The organism is Citreimonas sp., assembly GCF_042096055.1.
Classification (GTDB): Bacteria; Pseudomonadota; Alphaproteobacteria; order Rhodobacterales; family Rhodobacteraceae; genus Citreimonas.
Window position 1 is genome coordinate 1 of sequence record NZ_JBELMH010000044.1, and the last position, 19,292, is coordinate 19,292.

General features: G+C 68.0%; 17 protein-coding genes. 3 read left to right on the forward strand and 14 right to left on the reverse strand.

Annotated elements, in window-relative coordinates:
- The 7 genes from ACFDTC_RS11020 to ACFDTC_RS11050 form a co-directional block, all read right to left on the reverse strand.
- Positions 1-319: DUF305 domain-containing protein (locus ACFDTC_RS11020; protein WP_375258926.1), on the reverse strand; the 319-nt coding region annotated here is incomplete at its 3' end.
- A 124-nt stretch (positions 320-443) separates the two neighbouring features.
- A complete protein-coding gene (locus ACFDTC_RS11025) occupies positions 444-863 on the reverse strand; it encodes a nuclear transport factor 2 family protein (RefSeq protein ID WP_375258927.1) in 420 nt (139 codons plus the stop codon).
- A gap of 37 nt (positions 864-900) precedes the next feature.
- On the reverse strand, positions 901-1,608 hold the full coding sequence (locus tag ACFDTC_RS11030; RefSeq protein ID WP_375258928.1) for an aspartate/glutamate racemase family protein: 708 nt from the start codon (positions 1,606-1,608) through the stop codon (positions 901-903).
- A complete protein-coding gene (locus tag ACFDTC_RS11035; protein WP_375258929.1) occupies positions 1,608-2,483 on the reverse strand; it encodes an ABC transporter permease in 876 nt (291 codons plus the stop codon). The genes ACFDTC_RS11030 and ACFDTC_RS11035 overlap by 1 nt, the downstream gene beginning before the upstream one ends.
- Positions 2,484-2,485: 2 nt before the next feature.
- A complete protein-coding gene (locus ACFDTC_RS11040) occupies positions 2,486-3,358 on the reverse strand; it encodes an ABC transporter permease (RefSeq protein ID WP_375258930.1) in 873 nt (290 codons plus the stop codon).
- 74 nt (positions 3,359-3,432) lie between these two features.
- Positions 3,433-4,704: a PotD/PotF family extracellular solute-binding protein gene (locus ACFDTC_RS11045; protein WP_375258931.1), complete on the reverse strand. Its 1,272-nt coding sequence runs from the start codon at positions 4,702-4,704 to the stop codon at positions 3,433-3,435.
- 50 nt (positions 4,705-4,754) lie between these two features.
- Positions 4,755-5,753 (reverse strand): ABC transporter ATP-binding protein, encoded by a 999-nt coding sequence (locus tag ACFDTC_RS11050; RefSeq protein ID WP_375258932.1) that lies wholly within the window; start codon positions 5,751-5,753, stop codon positions 4,755-4,757.
- 308 nt (positions 5,754-6,061) lie between these two features.
- Here ACFDTC_RS11050 and ACFDTC_RS11055 point away from each other — a divergent pair, with 308 nt between their 5' ends.
- The 3 genes from ACFDTC_RS11055 to ACFDTC_RS11065 are packed head-to-tail and all read left to right on the forward strand — an operon-like array spanning position 6,062 to position 9,933.
- Positions 6,062-6,676, forward strand: coding sequence for a (2Fe-2S)-binding protein (locus ACFDTC_RS11055; RefSeq protein ID WP_375258933.1), 615 nt, complete (start codon positions 6,062-6,064; stop codon positions 6,674-6,676).
- Positions 6,677-6,679: 3 nt separating this feature from the next.
- Complete coding sequence (locus ACFDTC_RS11060; protein WP_375258934.1) at positions 6,680-7,681, forward strand: FAD binding domain-containing protein; 1,002 nt, start codon at positions 6,680-6,682, stop codon at positions 7,679-7,681.
- The gene (locus ACFDTC_RS11065; protein WP_375258935.1) at positions 7,681-9,933 is read left to right on the forward strand and encodes a xanthine dehydrogenase family protein molybdopterin-binding subunit; all 2,253 of its coding nucleotides are present in this window, start codon (positions 7,681-7,683) and stop codon (positions 9,931-9,933) included. Before ACFDTC_RS11060 ends, ACFDTC_RS11065 begins: the two co-directional genes overlap by 1 nt.
- Positions 9,934-10,014: 81 nt before the next feature.
- Here ACFDTC_RS11065 and ACFDTC_RS11070 read toward each other — a convergent pair whose 3' ends face one another.
- From ACFDTC_RS11070 to ACFDTC_RS11100, 7 genes are all read right to left on the reverse strand, one after another.
- Positions 10,015-11,154, reverse strand: coding sequence for a M20/M25/M40 family metallo-hydrolase (locus ACFDTC_RS11070; RefSeq protein ID WP_375258936.1), 1,140 nt, complete (start codon positions 11,152-11,154; stop codon positions 10,015-10,017).
- 68 nt (positions 11,155-11,222) lie between these two features.
- A complete protein-coding gene (locus ACFDTC_RS11075; RefSeq protein WP_375258937.1) occupies positions 11,223-12,398 on the reverse strand; it encodes a M20 aminoacylase family protein in 1,176 nt (391 codons plus the stop codon).
- Complete coding sequence (locus tag ACFDTC_RS11080) at positions 12,395-14,080, reverse strand: ABC transporter ATP-binding protein (protein WP_375258938.1); 1,686 nt, start codon at positions 14,078-14,080, stop codon at positions 12,395-12,397. The genes ACFDTC_RS11075 and ACFDTC_RS11080 overlap by 4 nt, the downstream gene beginning before the upstream one ends.
- 1 nt (position 14,081) lies before the next feature.
- Positions 14,082-14,969, reverse strand: a complete 888-nt coding sequence (locus ACFDTC_RS11085; RefSeq protein ID WP_375258939.1) for an ABC transporter permease — start codon at positions 14,967-14,969, stop codon at positions 14,082-14,084.
- Positions 14,969-15,910, reverse strand: a complete 942-nt coding sequence (locus ACFDTC_RS11090; protein ID WP_375258940.1) for an ABC transporter permease — start codon at positions 15,908-15,910, stop codon at positions 14,969-14,971. Before ACFDTC_RS11090 ends, ACFDTC_RS11085 begins: the two co-directional genes overlap by 1 nt.
- Positions 15,911-15,989: 79 nt before the next feature.
- Positions 15,990-17,600: an ABC transporter substrate-binding protein gene (locus ACFDTC_RS11095; RefSeq protein ID WP_375258941.1), complete on the reverse strand. Its 1,611-nt coding sequence runs from the start codon at positions 17,598-17,600 to the stop codon at positions 15,990-15,992.
- Complete coding sequence (locus ACFDTC_RS11100; RefSeq protein WP_375258942.1) at positions 17,597-19,189, reverse strand: M81 family metallopeptidase; 1,593 nt, start codon at positions 19,187-19,189, stop codon at positions 17,597-17,599. The genes ACFDTC_RS11095 and ACFDTC_RS11100 overlap by 4 nt, the downstream gene beginning before the upstream one ends.
- Between the last annotated feature and the right edge of the window lie 103 nt (positions 19,190-19,292).

The following is a 19,292-nucleotide window of genomic DNA, read 5'->3' on the forward strand; positions in this document are numbered from 1 at the left end:
TCCGCGCCATGTCGATCGCGCCGCGGTGGTGCCCGATCATGCCACGGGCGAAGTCGACGTCGGCGTCGCCGGTGAAGGCGAAGTCCATCGCCTCGTGCATCGCGAGATTCGCCGCGCGGTAGGCCTCTGCGGCCGGCGAACCGGCGCCCATGCTTGGGCCATGCGCCTGGTGGCCGTCGCCCGCTGGCATCGCCTCGGGACCGCCCGACATCATGTGGCCGTCGTCGCTGCCGTGCATCGTGCCATGCGTGTCGCCCTGCGCCATCGCGGCCGCCGACATGAGCGACAGCGCGGTTGCAAGCGTGAGTGTCCGTTTCATTCCCGATCCCCCTCGATCATCCGAAGCGGATATCGGGTCTTACCCCGCTGGAAGGTCAAGATGCGCTCGGTCACGAATTTGCGTTTCGACCCAGGCGGCGCAGCTCTGCCCGCCTCCGAAGGGTCTACAGCGGCGCCTCGGCTAGTCCCGCGCGGTGCAGCAGGATCTCGGCGCTGTCGTTCCAGACCTCGGTGCGCACGATCAGGCCGTCCTTGACGGCGAAGAAATCGACGTAGCGGTTGCCGTCGAACGCCTCTCCGTCCGGCCAGGCGCCGTAGAGATGCCCGGTGTTCCAGACATGGACCGCGCCGCTGTCGGGATCCAGCACGGCGTCGGTGCGCAGGAAGCGTTTCTTCACCCAGGCGTAGCGTCTGGCGTTGAAGGCTGGCGGCCCTTCGGGTCCATCCATCGCGCGGCCGCCGGTGAAGATTACCGTGCAATCGGGCGCCATGTAGCGCCGCGCGCCTTCGGCATCCCGGGCCATCGAGCGTTCGAGGTAGGCTTCGACGACGCGCTTCGCCTCTGCCACGGGGTCCTGCGTCATGTCGGTCTCCAAGGGTCTGGCGCCGTTCGGGGCATGCTCATGTCGCCGCCTTCTTGCGCGGCATCGCGTAGCCGCCGCGCTTCGAGGTGCGCAGGCCCGCCCCGGCCAACGCCGCGGAAAGTGCCAGCCCGGCCGAGATCCCCTCGATCACCGGGCAGTCAAACTCGTCCGCCAGCGCGGCAGCGAGCGCGGCCATGCCTGCACAGCCGAGCACGATCGCGTCGGCGCCGTCCAGTTCGATCGCGGCCCGCGTCTCGCGTCGGATCGCGGCAAGCGCCTCGGGCGTGCCCGCGTCGATGTCGAGCACCGGCGCACCGGCCGCGCGCAGCCCGGCGCAGCGGCCCATCAGGCCGTAGCGCGAAAGGTTGCCGCGCAGCACCGGCAGCGCCTCGGGCACCGAGGTGACGATAGCGAAACGGTCGGCCACCAGCGTGGCGCAATGCGCCGCCGCCTCCCCGATACCCACGACGGGCGCGCGCGCGATGCAGCGTGCGGCATCGAGGCCGGTGTCGTCGAAACAGGCGATCACGTGCGCGTCCGCGCCGGTGGCTTCGGCCTCTTCGATGCGGCGCAGCATCCACGGCACGGCCAGCGCGCCGTCCACCGGCCCCTCGATCGACAAGGGTCCCCCAGCGGCGCCGGTGGTGGTGACGGTGACGCCCGGCGGCGCGGCCGCCTCGGCCGCCGCCGCGATGCCCGCGGTCATGCTTTCGCTGGCGTTGGGGTTGACCACGTGAATGCGCATCAGCCGCGGCCGCCCCGGCGCTGCATCAGGCTGGCCAGCGTGAACATCACGATGACCAGCAGCACCGATCCGGCCGTGGTAGCCGTGCCCAGCGCGTAGATCTCGGGGTCGGTCACGGTGGTCGTCTTGGCGGCGAGCTGCATCGGCAGCGTGTTGTCGGCCCCCATCACCTGCGATGAACGGGCGAGTTCGTCCCAGCTGAGCGTGAAGCCGAACACCGCCACGCCGATCAGGAACGGCGCGATCATCGGCAGCGTCACGTGGCGGAACGTCTGCCAGGGCGTGGCACCAAGGTCGCGCGCGGCCTCTTCATACGCCGGGTCGAACCGGTTGAAGACGGCGAACATGATCAGCAGGCCGAAGGGCAGCGTCCAGGTCAGGTGCGCGCCGAGGCCGCTGGTGAACGGCCCGAGCACGGAGACGAAATCGTTCTGGATCCACCCGATCCCGGCCGCGGCGCCGAAATCCTTGATCGCCTCGTCGAGCAGGCGGAATTCCAGCGCGATGCCCAGCGACACGACGATCGACGGCACGATCAGGCTGGCGATCGCGACGTAGAGCAGCACCGTGGAGCCCCGGAACCGCCGGCGGAAGGCCAGCCCGGCCAGGACCGAGATCGACACCGTCAGCACCATGACCACGAGCGCGAGGACGAAGGACCGCCGCAGGGCCGAGCCGATCTCGACCTGCCCACCCCCGGCCCAGAGCCGTTCGAACCAGTGCAGCGACATGCCGTTCATCGGAAAGACCAATCCGCCCTCGGGTCCCTGGAAGGAGAGCACGAGGATCGAGATCATCGGCCCGTAGAGGAACATCAGGAACACCGCGAAGAACAGCGACAGACCGAAGAACGAGCGCGGGCGACGGTCGGCCATGATCAAAGCTCCTTGCGGATGTCGACCAGCCGCAGCAGCGCCCAGACCCCGACCAGCACGGCGCCCAGAAGGATGACCGCGTTCGCCGCCGCCAGCGGGAATTGCAGGAACTGCATCTGCGTCTGGATGACCTTGCCCACGGACGCGATCTGCTGTCCGCCCATGATGCCGATGGTCAGGAAGTCGCCCATCACCACCGTGACGACGAAGATCGACCCGATCAGGATGCCGGGCCTCGCGAGCGGGATGATCACCGCGGTCAGCGTCTGGAAACCGCTTGCGCCGGCGTCGCGCGCGGCCTCGATCAGCGACCGGTCTATGCGCATCAGCGAATTGAAGATCGGGACGACCATGAACAGCGTATAAAGATGCGTGAGCGCCAGAATCACCGCGAAATCGGAATAGAGCAGCCCCTCGAGCGGGGTGTCGATCAAGCCCATCGAGATCAGCGTCTGGTTCACCAGCCCGTTGCGTCCCAGAAGCGGGATCCACGAGATCATTCGGATCACGATCGACGTCCAGAACGGGATCGTGCAGAGCAGGAAGAAGATCACCTGCACCTTCAGCGTCCGCACGTGGAACGCCAGGAAATACGCCACGGTGAAGCCGATGGTCAGCGTCGTCGCCCAGACGATCAGGCAGAATTTCAATGTCGACAAGTATGTCAGGAAGGTCGTGCAAAGCTCAGGCAGGTCGCGCAGGCAGCCGTAGAAGACGTCGCCGTAATTCTGCGCGGTGAAGGCCGGTTCGATCGAGTATTGGGTGTACTGCCAGAAGCTGACCGCAATCGTCGCGGCAAGCGGCAGAACGAAGAAGACCAGGAACACCAGCGCCATCGGCGCCGCCTGGAGATAGGGCACCAGCGCCGGTCCCATGCGGCGCGCCTTGCCCCGCCGGCGGGTGGAGGCCCGGTCGTGCCGGACCTCCGTGACGGTGTCGCCCACGCTGCTCACGCCGCGATGAACTCGTTCCACTTGCGAACCATGTACTGGTTCTCGTCCATGACCGCGTTCCAGCAGGCGACGGCGCCCATGCGCTCCCAGTAGGAACCGCCGTCGCGCACCGCGCCGGCCTGTTCCAGCAGGCGGCCGTCGGGGGCCATGATGTCCTGCTCGGCCGGCTGACCCTCGTACCAGTAGGCCCACTCGTAGGGCTCCATGTACTCTTGCGCGGTCTCCAGCACGGCGGGGTAGTAGCCCTGCTTGGACAGGTGTGCGCCGGCCCAGCCGGACAGGAACCAGTTGATGAACTCGTAGGCGGCGTCTTCCTTGCGGCCTTCGATCGTCGTGGGCAGGCCGAAGCCCGACGCCCAGGCGCGATAGCCTTCCTGCAGGGGCTGGTAGACGCAGGGAATGCCCTGGGTCCGCACGGCCGTGACAGCGGGCGACCACATCGACTGCAGCACCACCTCGCCCGAGGCCATCAGGTTCACGGATTCCTGGAAGTTCGACCAGAAGGCACGGAACTGGCCCGCGCGCTTCGCCTCGATCAGCTTCTCGATGGTGAAGTCGATCTCTTCGCGGGTCATGTTGCCCTTGTCGCCGTACGTGATGTCGCCACGCGCCTCGATGGCCATGGCGGCGTCCATGATGCCGATCGACGGGATGTTGAGGATCGACGTCTTGCCCGCGAACTCGGGGTCGAGCAGCGACGCCCAGGACGTGATCTCCTTGCCGATGAGATCGGGGCGCAGGCCCAGCGTGTCGGCGTTGTAGGTGGTCGGGATCAGGGTGATCCACTCGGTCGGCTCGCTGGCGAAGGTCGTGGCGTCCTGGCTTTCGAGGTACAGGACCTCGTGCGGGGCGGTGCCGTCCCAGCCGACCTTCTCGCCGTTCACGGTGCCTTCGGCGATGACGCTGGCAAGCTGGTCGATCCGCTCGATGCGGCTGGCGTCCATGCCCTTCATGTTGCCCGACGGCACAAGGTTCGGCAGCGAGAAGTACTCGGAGTCCACCAAGTCAAACGAGTTCGGCTGCGTGATGACGCGGCGCGGCACCTCGTCGGTGTTCACGGCGATGTACTCGATGTCGATGCCCAGGTCCTCGGACGCCTTCTGCGCGATGCCGGGCGACTGGTTCACGGCCGTCGACAGGTAGCGCAGGGTCACTCGCTCCTGCGCGTGCACGAAGGGCGCAGGAAACGCGGCCGAGCCGGCCAGCGCCGCAGCGCCTTTCAGGACACTTCGGCGCGTGGTGCCGGACTTGATCGTCTTGTCTGTCATCTTCTCTCTCCTGTTGACTTCTTTTTATGGGTAGGCGTCGGGCCGGCGGATCAGGCTTCGTGCGCCAGCTCGTGCACCGCGTCGGGCCGCCAGCCGATCGCCACGGACGTGCCGGGCGACAGCGGGCGGTCGAAGAACGCGCGTTCGGCCATCACCGCGGTCAGGCTTTCGCCGGTGTCGGTCTCGAGACCCAGCCGCACGTCGGGGCCGCGATACTCGATCTCGCTGACGGTCGCGCGGCGGTGGGCGTCTGTCGCCTCTGCCGCAGGGACGACGTCGATGTCGTCGGCGCGCAGCGTGATCGTGCGGCCGCGATCCTCGAGGATGTTGTGCCCGCCGATGAAGCGCGCGACGAAGGCCGTCCGCGGAGCATTGTAGATTTCGCGCGGCGGCCCGGCCTGGGCGATGCGGCCGTCGTTCATCACGACCACCATGTCGGCCAGCGCCATCGCCTCTTCCTGGCTGTGCGTGACGTGGATGAAGGTGATGCCAAGCTCGGCCTGGATGCGCCGCAGCTCGGACCGCATCCGCACGCGCAGGAACGGGTCGAGCGCGGACAGCGGCTCGTCCAGCAGAAGCACCGACGGTTCGGTCATCAGCGCGCGGGCCAGCGCCACCCGCTGCTGCTGCCCGCCCGACAGTTGGTTCGGCGGGCGGTCGGCGAACTCGGTCATCGACACGAGATCGAGCATCTTCGCCGCGCGGCCCAGGCGTTCGTCGCGGCCCACGCCCTTCATGCGCAGCGAGAACGCCACGTTTTCGGCGACGCTGAGATGCGGGAACAGCGCGTAGCTCTGGAACATCATCGCCGTGCCGCGCTTGGCCGGGGGATCGTCGTTCACGACCCGGCTGCCGATCATGATGTCGCCGTCGGTCACGTCCTCGTGCCCCGCGATCATCCGCAGCGTCGAGGACTTGCCGCAGCCCGACGGTCCCAGAAGGCAGCAATAGCTTCCCGCCGCGATCTTGAGGCTGATGGCGTCCACGGCCAGCGCGCCATCGTATCGCTTGGTCACGGCCGCCAGTTCCACGATCTGCGCGTCGGACATGAGCGGATTCCCCTGCTTGGCCTCGGTGACTGGGCAAGGGTGTGACGGAAGAAACGGCCACTCAATCAAGACCGCGCAACAGCGCCGGATGACGGACGAAGGGCTGCGTTTTTACGCGACATTTCGGCGGCTGCCCGATCGGCGGGCATCCTGTTGACGACTCGATGCACGCGAACCGGGCATGGCCCGCGGCGTCGAGGAAATACCCGAAGAAGAAGGAACCCTGTCGCGGGCCGGGGGATTGAGTGGGCAGGTGAGTATGGCCGGTACGGCCCCCCGAAACGAGATTGGATTTCCCTGGAGGGCCCATGACCAAGCACCCGTCCCCGCCCCGCGCGGGCCTGTCCCGTCGCAGCTTTCTCGGATCATCTGGCGCGATCGGCGCCGCCCTGGGCGTCGGCCCGGGCAGCGCCGAGGCCCAGCAATCGGGACCCGATGTCGCCCCCGACGAACAGCCGCAAATCACGCTGAACGTCAACGGCCAGCGCCGCACCGTCACGGTAGAGCCGCGCACCACGCTGGTCGAGGCGCTGCGCGACAGGCTGGGCCTGACGGGCACCAAGATCGGCTGCAACCAGGGCCAGTGCGGCGCCTGCACCGTGCTGCTGAACGGCCGGCGCGTGAACTCGTGCCTGACGCTCGCGATGGCCGCAGACGGCGCCGAGGTCGTCACCGTCGAGGGGCTGGCCGATCCCGCGGGCAACCTGCACCCCATGCAGCAGGCCTTCGCCGAGAACGACGCCTTCCAGTGCGGCTATTGCACCCCGGGCCAGATCCTGTCGGCCATCGCCTGCATCGACGAGGGCCACGCCACCGATGCCGCCGAGATCCGCGAATACATGAGCGGCAATCTCTGCCGCTGCGGCGCCTATCCCAACATCGTCGCCGCGGTCGAGACCGTGCGCGACAGCAGGAAGGGCTGACCCATGGACAACTTTTCCTATTACCGCCCCGAAAGCCTGTCGGACGCCATTGATGCCGCCCGGGTCGAGGGCGCGGACATCCTTGCGGGCGGCACCACGATGGTCGACTTGATGAAGATCGGCGTGCGCGAGCCAGAAGCGCTGGTGGACATCACTGGCCTGCCCGGCCTCGAAGGGTACGAGATCGGCGCGGACCGGATCGACTTCGGCGCGCTGGCGCGGATGGCCGACGTGGCCAGCGACGACGCCATGAAGGATGCGGCCCCGGTGCTGACCGAGTCGCTGTGGAAGGCCGCCAGCCCGCAGTTGCGCCACGCCGCGCGACTGGGCGGGAACATCCTGCAGCGCACCCGCTGCCCTTATTTCCGCGACACCGCCTATGCACAGTGCAACAAGCGCGACCCCGGCTCGGGCTGTGCCGCGCTGGACGGCGGGCTGACCAACCTGCACGCCATCTTCGGCGGCTCGGACGCCTGCGTGGCGATGTATCCGGGCGATTTCGCGCAGGCGCTGATCGCGTTCGACGCGTCGGTCTCGACGCAAGGACCCGGCGGCACCCGTACGATCCCCTTCGACCAGCTGCACGTGTTGCCCGGCGACACACCACAGGTCGAGACGGTGCTTGAACCCGGCGAGATCGTCACCGGCATCACCGTGCCCGTCATCCCCGCGCTGAAGGCCAGCCACTACCTCAAGGCGCGCGACCGCGAAAGCTATGCCTTCGCCAGCGCCTCGGCCGCCGTCGGCGTCGAGATGGACGGCGACACCGTGCGCGACGTGCGCATCGGTCTGGGCGGCGTCGCCTCGATTCCGTGGCGCGCAACCGAGGCCGAGGAGTTCCTGAAGGGTGGTCCGCTGACCGAGGACACAGCCCGCGAGGCCGGCCGCATCGCGTTCGCCGATGCCACCCCGCTCGAAGGCTCGGCCTACAAGATCCCGCTCGGCGCCGACGTCGTCGCCGGCGCGCTGCTGACCGCCAAGTCGCGCATGAACGGAGGCGAATGATGGCCCAGACGATCAACACAGCCGTGACCCGCACCGACGCGCCGCGCAAGGTGACCGGGACGGCGACCTACGCCGCAGACGTCATCCCCGCCGGCATGTTGCACGGCGCGCTGGCGACCTCGAACATCGCCGTCGGCACGCTGACCGGCATTGACACCACCCGTGCCGAGGCCGAACCGGGCGTCGTCGCGGTCTTCACCCACGACAACCTGCCGGACTACAAGACGGTCAAGGGCTTCTATGCCGGCGGCCCCGGCTCGGCCAGCTTCTGGCCGATGGAAGGGACCGAGATCAAGTATGCCGGCCAGCCGATCGCCTACGTGGTGGCCGAGACCGCCGCCGCGGCGCGGCGAGGCGCGCAGCTGATCGACGCGACCTACGAGGGGGCCGAAGCCCACGCCCACATGGACCCCGAGGAAAGCTTCGTCGTCGAGGGCCGCGAAGGCGAGATGATCACCACCAAGGGCGACATCGAACAGGGCCTTTCGGAAGCGGCGCAATCCATCGACGTCGAGTACACGACGCCGTTCCAGCACCACAACCCGATGGAGATGTTCGCCGCCACCGCCGAATGGCGCGGCGACCGGCTGACGGTCTGGATGCCCTCGCAATCGGTGCGCACCCTGCGCGGGGGCATCGCCGCGGCCTACGGCCTGCCCGAGACGTCGGTGCGGGTGATCTCGCCCTTCGTGGGCGGGGCGTTCGGCTCGAAGGCGGGGATCACGCCCTACACGATGCTGACGATCGCCGCGGCCAAGGCCGTGGGCGCGCCGGTGCGGCTGATCGTGACGCGGCCGCAGATGTACACCGTCGCCACCTTCCGCCCCGAGAGCGTGCAGAAGTTCCGCCTCGGCGCGGCGGCGGACGGCAAGCTCACGGCGTTCGAACACATCGAGATCGCCCAGACCTCGCAGTTCGACGACGTCGTCAACCCAGGCACGCACATCACGCGCGCCATGTACGCCAGCCCGAACATCCATACCGAGCAGCGACTGGCGCGGTCGGACACCAACACCGGCGGGTTCATGCGCGCCCCGAACGAGATGCAGACCTTCTTCGGGCTGGAACAGGCGATGGACGAGCTTGCGCACAAGCTCGACATGGACCCGGTCGAGTTCCGCCGCGTGAACGACACCGACCGCCATCCCGTGGCCGACGTGCCGTTCTCGTCGCGCTCGCTCATGGAAAGCTACGACGCGGTGTCCGAAAGCTTCGGCTGGAACGACCGCACGACCGAGCCCGGCAGCATGACCGACGGCGACTGGCTGGTGGGCTACGGCTGCGCGACGGCGACCTATCCGACCAACCTGCTGGCGTCGAACGCGCGCGTCCGGATGCAGGGCACGGGCGGAGCCTATATCGAGTTGGCGGCTCACGACGTGGGCACCGGCAGCTACACGATCTTCGCGCAGATCGCCGCCGCGCGGCTTGGCCTGCCGGTCAAATCCTGCGACGTGGTGATGGGCCTGGCCGATCTGCCCGTGGCACCGATCTCGGGCGGCTCGACCACCGCGGCCTCGGCCGGGTCGGCGGTGCACGACGCGTGCCTGCGGATCGGCCGGGCCGTAGCGCAGCAGGTCTCGGCGCAGTCCGAAGGCCCGCTGTCTGGCGTCGATCCTTCGCAGATCACGCTGGATAACGGCGTGCTGCGCGGCCCCGGCGGGCAATCTCAGCCGCTGGTCGAGGCGCTCGCCTCGACGCCCGCGGGAGAGATCGAGGTCATCGGCGAATTCCGCCACCCCGCGCTTACGGACCAGCTGATCCGCGCGACCTTCGCAGGCGGCTACGGCACGGCCGGACCGGTGACGCCGGAATTCGCGATGTTCGCCTTCGGCGCCGAGATGGCCGAGGTGCACGTGCACCGCTGGACGCACGAGATCCGCGTGCCGCGCCTGCACGGCGCCTTCGCCGCCGGCACCTGGCTGAACCGCAAGACGGCACATTCGCAGCTTCTGGGCGGGATGGTCTGGGGCATCGGCTCGGCCCTGCACGAGGTGACCGAGGTCGACAAGCCGCGCGCGCGGTTCCTGAACGCCAACATCGCCGAGTATCTCGTGCCGGTGAACGCCGACATCCGCGAGGTACGGGTCGAGATGCTGGAAGAACAGGACGACTACGTGAACCCGCTGGGCGTCAAGGGCATCGGCGAGCTTGGCATCGTCGGCACCGCCGCCGCAATCGCGAACGCGGTGCACCATGCGACCGGCAAGCGTCTGCGGCACCTGCCGATCCGCATGTCCGACCTGGTCTGACCCGCTGCTGCTTGACGTAGAGGAGCTGTCTGGCGATGCCGCATTCGCGCATCGCCAGACGCATTTCAGTGGCTTAGGGCGTCAGGCGCCCAGTCGGCAGTAAAGCGCAGCGGCAAGCCGCGCCCGCTCCACAAGGCTGTCGACGTGGATGTGCTCGTTCAGCGTGTGCAGGTCGGCGCCCCGCACGCCAATGGAATCCAGCGTCGGCAGGCCCAGTGCGCCGGTGAAGTTGCCGTCCGAGCCGCCCCCGGCCGAGGCGCCGGACATCTCGAACCCGATCTCGCCCGCGATCTCTTGCGCCAGCTTCAGCATCGCCATCGTGCCGGGCTGGTCAGGCTCCCAGACCGGGCGGGTCACCCCGCGACGCACCTCCATTACTACCTCGGCCTCGGGGTCATTGAGCGCCAGCATCTTCTTCACGCCCTCGTCCAGCAGGCCTTGCGTCTTGGCCATGGTCAGCACCTCGGCGTCGCAGACGGACGAGACGCAGTTGACCCACTGCCCCGCGTGGAAGACCCCCAGCGAGAAGGTGCAATCCTCGGTCGTCATGCCCTCGATCTCGGCCACGGCGCGGGCCATCTTGGCGATGGCGGACCGACCTTTGGCCAGTTGCCACCCCGCATGGCTGGGCTTGCCGCGCGTCTGCAGGTTGAACCGCGCGATGGCGTAGCGGCCGATGACGGCGCCGCCGTCGGGGCGGGCGGGTTCGGGCACCAGGATGTACTTGTGGCGCTTCGCCTCGGTCTCGATCAGTTCGCGGGTCGAAGGCGTGCCGATCTCCTCGTCCGGGGTGAACAGCACCGTGACCGGCAGCGGCGTCTCGATCCCCGCGGCCAGCAGCTTGCGCAGCGCGTCGAGGTAGACGTAGTTGCCGCCCTTCATGTCCATCAGGCCGGGGCCGTAGCAGATGTCACCCTCGCGCTTGAACGGCAGCACGCCCAGCGTGCCGACTGGGTGCACCGTGTCGAGATGCCCCAGCAGCAGGATGCCGCCCTCGCCCGCCCGCGGGTGGGGCATCGTCGCCCGCACGCTGTCGCCCAGACCCATGCGGCCTGGGATACGCTCGGTGATCGCACCCAGCGCGGCCAGTTCGTGCTGCACGAGGTCCATCATCCGGTTTACCGCCGCGGCGTCGAAGGTCGGGCTTTCGGTCTCGATCCAGGGCTTCAGCCCCGCCAGCATCTCGTCGGCAGCGAAGGGCAGGTCGAGGGGGTTCGTCATCGTGAGGCTCCTTGCCCCGGCCGCGTCACCTGCGCGCCGGGAAGTGCGTTATCCTTCAGGCGCGGTGCTCAGCCTTTCGCGCCGAGCGGCAGGCGCATTTCCACCAGCCGCGCGTAGACGGACGCGCCCACCGGCAGGATCGCGTCATCCAGCACGAAGGCCGGGTTGTGCAGCGGGATCGACCCGGCGTGCCCGACGCGGCAATACGCCCCCGGCACGACCTTGAGCATGTCTGCGAAATCCTCGGACCCGGTGGCCTGTTCGTCCGAGATGCGCGCGCCTGATGCGCCGACGATCTCGGACGCGGCCGCCACGTAGGCGTCCGACAGCTCGGGGTCGTTCATCAGCACGTCGAAGACGTTGCGCATCTCGACGTCGATCTCGATCCCGTAGGCTTGGCCCAGCCCGGCGCAAAGCTCGCGCACGCGGGTCTCGATCATCGTGATCACGTCGTCGTGGAAGTAGCGGATCGTCCCGGTGATGGTCGCCGTGTCCGGCACCACGTTGTAGGCCGAGCCCGCGTTGAACGTTGTCACCGACAGCACGACCGGCTTGGTCGGCGGGGTGTTGCGGCTGACGAGGCTTTGAAGCTGCTGGACCAGCGCCGTGCCGATAAAGATCGGGTCCTTCGACTGGTGCGGCATCGCGGCGTGGCTGCCGGTGCCCTTCACGGTGATGTCGAAGAAGCTCGCCCCCGCCATCGCCGGCCCGGGCGTCACGGTGACCACGCCGGGGTCCGAGTTCGGGTCGTTGTGCATCCCGTAGATCTCGTCGCAGGGGAAGCGGTCGAACAGCCCGTCGGCAAGCATCCGGCGCGCCCCGCCAAGCCCCTCCTCGGCGGGCTGGAAGATCAGCACCACGGTTCCGTCGAAATCCCGTGTCTCGGCGAGGTAGCGCGCGGCGCCCAGCAACATGGTGGTGTGGCCGTCATGGCCACAGGCATGCATCTTGCCGGGGTTGGTCGAGGCGTAGGCGACGCCCGACGCCTCGGTTATCGGCAGCGCGTCCATGTCGGCGCGCAGGCCCACGCGCCGGTTGCCGCCGCCCGTTCCCTTGACGATGCCGACGACGCCGGTGCCGCCGATGCCCTCGTGCACCTCGTCCACGCCCCAGGCGCGCAGCTTCTCGGCGACGATGCCCGCGGTGCGGGTTTCCTCGAACCCGAGTTCGGGATGGGCGTGGAAGTCCTGCCGGATCTCGGTCAGCTCGGCGGCGAAGGCCTCGATCTTGGGAATGACGCTCATGGGGTGGCTCCTTGTGCTGCGGGCGCGCCGTCGAGCGCGCGGAAGTTGGCGAAATCCCAGTGCCGGCCGGGGGCGGCCTCGATCAGGCTTTTGGTGTATTCGTGCCGCGGATTGGACAAAACGTCTCCGGCGGCGCCCTGTTCGACCACCCGCCCCTTCTGCATGACCACGACCTCGTCGCAGATTTGCGCCGCGACGCGCAGATCGTGGGTGATGAACAGCATCGCGATGCCGAACCGCTCCTGCACGTCGTCCAGCAGGTCCAGCACCTGCGCCTGCACGCTGACGTCGAGCGCGCTGACTGCTTCGTCCGCGACCAGCAGATCGGGCTTCATCGCAACGGCGCGGGCGATCGCGATGCGTTGGCGCTGCCCGCCCGAGAACTGGTGCGGATAGCGGTCGAGCGCGTCGGGCGGCAGGTTCACCAGCTCCATAAGCTCGGCCGCGCGCTTCATCGCCTCGGCCTTGGGCGTGCCGAAATTGATCGGCCCCTCGCAGAGCGAGCGCGCGACCGTCCAGCGCGGGTTGAGCGAGCGGTAGGGGTCCTGGAAGACGATCTGGAAGTGCTTGCGGTGCGGCTGAAGCTGACGCCGCGACAGGCGCGCGATCTCGGTCCCGGCGACGGTCACTTCGCCCCCGGTCGGGTCGATCAGGCGCATGATGCAGCGCGCGACGGTCGACTTGCCCGAGCCGCTTTCGCCGACGATGCCCAGCGTGCGGCCCGACGCGATGTCGAAGGTAACGTCCTGCGCGGCATGCACGCCTTCGGAGCGGCGGAAAAAGCCGCTGCCGCCATAGGTCATGTCGAACCCGTTCACCCCCAGCACCGCCGGCTTGCCCGAAGCCGCCCGCGCCGGGCGCGGGGCGAGGTTCGGAACCGCGGTCAGCAGCTTGCGGGTATAGTCCTTCTGCGGGTTGGTCAGCAGCTCGCGGATCGGCGCGCTTTCGACGATCTTGCCCTTCTGCATCACGCTGACCGTATCGGCGATCTCGGCCACCACGCCCATGTCGTGGGTGATGAACAGCACGGCGGTGCCGTGGCGTTCCTGCATCTCTTCGATCAGCTTGAGGATCTGCAGCTGCGTGGTTACGTCTAGCGCGGTCGTCGGCTCGTCCGCGATCAGCAGGTCGGGATCGAGTACCAGCGCCATCGCGATCATGATCCGCTGCCGCTGGCCGCCCGAAAGCTGGTGCGGGAAGGCGGAATAGATGCGGTTAACGTCCGGCAGGTGGACCTGGTCCATGATGTCGAGCGTGCGCTTCTTCGCTTCGGCCGCGTTCAGATCGGTGTGCATGTTCAGCACTTCCTCGATCTGTTCGCCCACGCGCAGCACGGGGTTGAGCGCGGTCATCGGTTCCTGGAAGATCATGGCGATGCGCTGCGCGCGCAGCTCGCGCATCTGCGCGTGGGTGGCATTTGTGATCTCGAACCCCTCGAGGTCGATCAGCCCGCCCTGCACCTCGAGTGCGTCCTTGGGCAGCAGGCCCATCGTCGCCAGCGAGGTCACCGACTTGCCCGAGCCGCTTTCACCGACCAGGCAATGCGTCTCGCCCGCGCGAATATCGAGATCGATCTTGTCGAGAACCGGGTCGGCCGCCGGCCGACCGGTCAGCCCGACCTTGAGCTGCCGGATCTTGAGGATGCGCTTGGCGCCGGAGAGGTCGCGTGACTTGAACTGCATCTCAGCCCTCCCGCTTCTTCAGGCGCGGATCGAGAAGATCCCGCGCGGTGTCGCCCAGAAGGTTGATGCACAGGATGCACAGCGACAGCAGAAGCCCCGGCCAGAAGATCAGCCCCGGCTTGATCTGGAAGTAGCTGCGTCCCTCGGCCATGATGTTGCCCCATGTGGGGATCTCGGTCGACACGCCGGCGCCGAGGAAGGACAGGATCGCCTCGATCAGGATGGCCGAGGCGCAGATATAGGTGCCCTGCACGATCAGCGGCGCGAAGGTGTTCGGCATCAGGTGCTGGATCAGGATCTTCGGCATGGACGAGCCCAGCGCGATGGCAGCCTCGACATACGGCTCTTCGCGCGCGGACAGCACGACAGACCGCACCAGCCGCACCACGCGCGGCACCTCTGGAATGGTGATGGCAATGATGACCGACCCCAGCGACGGCCCATTCAGCGCCACCAGCGCGATGGCCAGCAGGATCGCCGGAATCGCCATGAGGCTGTCCATGATCCGCATGATGATGCCGTCGGCCGCGCGGAAGAACCCGGCGACGAGGCCGATGATCAGCCCAACCGCGACCGACACGACCGCGGCGCCCACCCCGATCAGCAGCGACACCCGTCCGCCGGTCATTACCCGGCTGAAGATGTCGCGCCCGTAGGGGTCGGTGCCCAGCAGGAAGTCCTCGGACGGCGGGCGCAGACGGGACATCGCGTCCATCGCCAGCGGGTCGTAGGGCACGTAGAGTGGCGCCGCGATGGATGCCACCACGATGATCACCAGCACCACGGCCGCGATCGCCGGGCCAAGGCCCAGCCGCGCGCCAGCGGGCAGGGAAAACAGGCCGGTCAGCACCTGGAACGCGCTGTGACGGGAGGTCGGGATCTCTGTCATCAGTACCGGATCCTCGGGTCGAAGAAGGAATAGGAGACGTCGACGAGCAGGTTCACCATCACGTAGATGCCCGCGGTCAGCAGGATCATCGCCTGGATCACCGGGTAGTCGCGCGCGAGGATCGCATCGACGGTCAGCCGTCCGATGCCGGGGATGTTGAACACGCTCTCGGTCACCACCACGCCCGAGATCAGCAGCGCGAAGCCGGTTCCGATGATCGTCAGGATTGGCACCGCGGCGTTGCGCAGCGCGTGGCGGAACAGCACGACGTTCTCGCGCACGCCCTTGGCGCGGGCGGTGCGCACGTAGTCCTCGCCCAGCACCTCGAGCATCGAGGCGCGGGTCATGCGCGCGATCAATGCCACGTAGATCGTGGCCAGCGTTAGCGACGGCAGGATCGCACGGCTGAAGAACGCACCGATCCCGTCCGACGGCGAGGCATAGCCCTGCACGGGCACCCAGCGCAGCTCGATCGCGAAGATCTGGATCAGGATGTAGCCGATCACGAAGACCGGCACGGAAAAGCCCAGCACCGAGAATGACATGACCGCGAAGTCGATCCACGTCCGGTGGCGCCACGCGGCGATCACGCCCATGGGCACGGCCAGCAGGACCGAGATCACGATGGTCATGACGGCGATGTTGATGGTCGGGACAAGACGGTCGGTCACCATGTCGACCACGTCCGTGTTCGAGATCAGCGAGGTGCCCAGGTCGCCCTGCAGCATCTGGCCGAACCAGGTGAAGAACTGGATGTGCAGCGGATCGTTGAGCCCCAATCGGTCGCGGATCCTTTCGAGTTGCGCGGGCGTCGCGGCGTCGCCGGCCAGGATCGCGGCCGGGTCGCCGGGCGTCAGCCGCAGCAGCAGGAAGACGAAGATCGCGACGATCAGCAGCACCGGGATCGTGGCGAGCAGGCGCTTCAGGATGTAGACGAACACGCGCGGGCCTCCGTGGCGAAAAACGTGGGCGCGGGGGTTCGGGGGCGCACGATCGCGCGCCCCCGGCCGGAATGACGGATCACTCGGCTTCCTTGGTCATGTTCCAGAACACCGGGACCGGCGACTGGATCATGTTCTGGATGTTCTCCCGCCGCGCCTGCGGGATCAGGTACTCGCCCATCATGATGTAGTTCACGTTGTCCATCACGTGTTCCTGGATCTGGACGGCGATCTCCTTCTGCTCTTCGGGGGAGGAGGCGTCGACGAAGGCGCTGCGCATCTCCTCGATCTCGGGATCGGTGGGCCAGCCGAACCAGGCGTCGTCGCCGCGGCCGTTGACCATCACGTTGATCAGCGGGTCCGAGATCTCGGGGACCATCCAGTTGGTGAAGAACATGTTCCAGCCGCCCTCGCCAATGGGCGCCTGCTGCGCGCGGCGCTGCACGACCGACTGCCAGTCCATCGACTGCATGTCGACCTCGAAGCCGCCCTCGCGCAGGGCCTGCGCGGCCACGACCGGCTGGTTGACCAGGCTGACCACGTCCGTCGGTGCCATCAGCACGATCGGCGTGCCGTCATAGCCGGCTTCCTCGAGCAGCTCCTTCGACCGTTCGGGGTTCGGGCCACCGGTCACGATGTCCGAGCCGCTTTCGTCGCCCAGCGGCGTCGAGCAGCCGAAGATCGCGCCGCAGACGTTGTAGTATTCCGGGTCGCCCTGCATCGTGGCCAGCATCTCTTCCTGGCCCAACGCCGCCAGCGCGGCCTGGCGGACCAGCTTGTTGTCGAACGGGGGATGCAGGAAGTTCGGCCGTCCGATGGTGACGTAACCCAGCGGGTCGCGCATCTCCACGACCGCGCCTGGCGCGCTTTCGAGGATCGGCATCAGGTCGATCTGCACCTGCTCGAGATAGTCGATTTCCCCGGCGGCCAGCGCGTTCATCGCGGTCAGGTTGTCGGGCATCGTGGTCCAGACGACGCGGTCGACGTTTACCACCTTGCCGCCGGCCATCCAGGAAGGCTCTTCCTCGCGCGGGACGTAATCGTCGAACTTCTCGTAGGTGACGGACACGCCCGGCTCGTATTCCTCTTCGTTGAACACGAAGGGGCCCGAGCCGACATACTCGGTGATCGTCTCGTCGGCCGAGGTTTCGGCCACGCGCGCGGGCATGATGAAGGGCGGCACGGCCGACTGCTTCGAGATCACGTCCATCAGCGGCGGGAACGGCTCGGACAGGGTCCAGACGATGGTCTTGTCATCGGGCGCTTCCAGGCTTTCGGTCACGTCGAAGATCAGCTGCCCGCCAGAGTCGCGCTCGCCCCAGCGGTTCAGCGACGCGACGACGTCGGCACCGGTCACCGGCGCCCCGTCGTGGAACATCAACCCGTCGCGCAGGGTGAAGGTGTAGGTCAGCCCGTCCCCGGAGATCTCCCAGTCGGCCATCTGCGGCTGCGGCTCGAAATTCTCGTCCACGGCCGTCAGCACGTCGTAGATCATGTAGCCGTGGTTGCGGGTGATATGCGCGGTCGTGATGACCGGGTCGAGGACGCGCAGGCCGGAATGCATGACCGCGGTGATCGTGGTCGCGTCGTCCTGCGCGGTCGCGGCGGCGGGCGCCAGCAGCGCGCCGCTCGCCAGCAGCGCCGCGGCAACCGTGCGGGCCCCGGGCAGGGTTTCTCTGAGGGTCTTCATGGGTGTCTCCCCTGTTGGATGACGTCTTCTTGGCGGTATTGGACGCCGGCGGCATCGCCGGTGTCGGGGCGTGCGGAAGACGCACGCGACTCCCCGAAGGCGGGGCCGTTCGGGGAAAGGCGCAGACCCGGCCGCAGCCGGGTGAAAGGCAGATCGCCGGGGTCGAGTGGCATCGGACCGGGCGACACCGCGACCAGGATGTCGGCCGAGATCGGTGCGAAATCCGCGCGGAAATGCGTCGAGCTCTTCACCACCAGGATCGCCTGGTCCTCGGGCACGATGCCGACGAAGCGGAACATCTCGCGGTCGGCCATCTGGGCGATACGGCTGGTGACGACGACACGAACGCCGCCGATGCGCAGGCACGCCGAGGGGCCCAGATCCAGCGCCGTCCCGCCGTAGTACGGGCCGGTCGCGCGCAGCTTGCCGTCGGACAGGCATTCGACCTTGGCCTCGGTTTCGAGAGGTGCGTCGCCTGCCACCGACGGGTGGCCGCCGATCCGGAAATGCGCGCTTGCGCCTGTGCCGGCCTCGTGCGCCGCCCGGGCGGTCTCCGGGTCGACGATGAGGCCGATCGCCGCCCGCTCCGCGCCCGCCGCGACCAACGCCCGCAACAGGCCGGTCGTGGCCGAGACGCCGCCCGCTCCGGGATTGTCCTGCGTGTCGGCGATCACGACCGGGCGCTTTACCTGCGCCGCGCGTGCCGCCGCCTCGGCGATCGCATCGTCGGCTTCGTAGGACTGCCCGGCGAACTGCTCCTCGGCGGCGGCATAGGCGGATGCGATCGCGTGGGCCGCGCCGTCCGCCGCCGCCTGCGTGTCCGCGTAGACGACCGTCACGGGTCCGCAATCAGGAATGTCCGCGGCCGGGAACCCCATGAAGAGCGAGGCCGCCCGAACGCCCGCCCCGTCCGCCTCGACCGCCGCGAGGTCGGCATACAGCGCATCCGCCGGGGCCGTGTCGGTGGTCTGGAACGGGATCGGCACCAAGTAGTCTATCCGGCGGAAGGCACAGGCGGGGCGCCTCCCATCGGTCATGATCTCGTGCAGCAGCGTCGCCGCGCGCGCGCCGGTCTCGGCCATGTCCACGTGCGGATAGGTCCGGAAGCCGACGAGTCCGTCGACGGTGCGGGCGAACGTCTCGGAAATGTTGCCGTGCAGGTCCAGCGCGGCGACGATCGGCACGTTCGGCCCGACCACGTCGCGGACGCGCCGCGCGATCTCGGCCTCGCCGTCATCGACATGGTCGGCCACCATCGCGCCGTGCAGGTCGAGGAAGACGCCGTCCAGCGGACCGGCAGCGCGCAGGCCCGCGGTGATCTCTTCCGCGATCGTCTCGAAGGCGTCCTCTTTCACCTTCGCCGAGGGAATGGCCCCGGCCCAGAGGATCGGCACCGTCTGCCAGCCGCGCTGCCGCGCGACGCCAAGCGCGCCCGCGATCCCGAGGTTCACGCCCTCGGCTCGCAATTCGATCTCTGCCCCGCGGCTCAGCGGGATGTACCCGCCGCCGACCTCGAACGCCTCCATCCCGGCCGGGACCGGGGCGAAGGTGTTGGTCTCGTGCAAGAAGCCGGCAAGTGCGACCCGCATGGCATTCCCTGTTCCGGGCGGCCCAGCGTCCCTGATCGGAAGGACGTATCGCTGGGCGATACTTAGGTATTGCCTGACAAGCGTAATTCGCCCAAATTGTTTT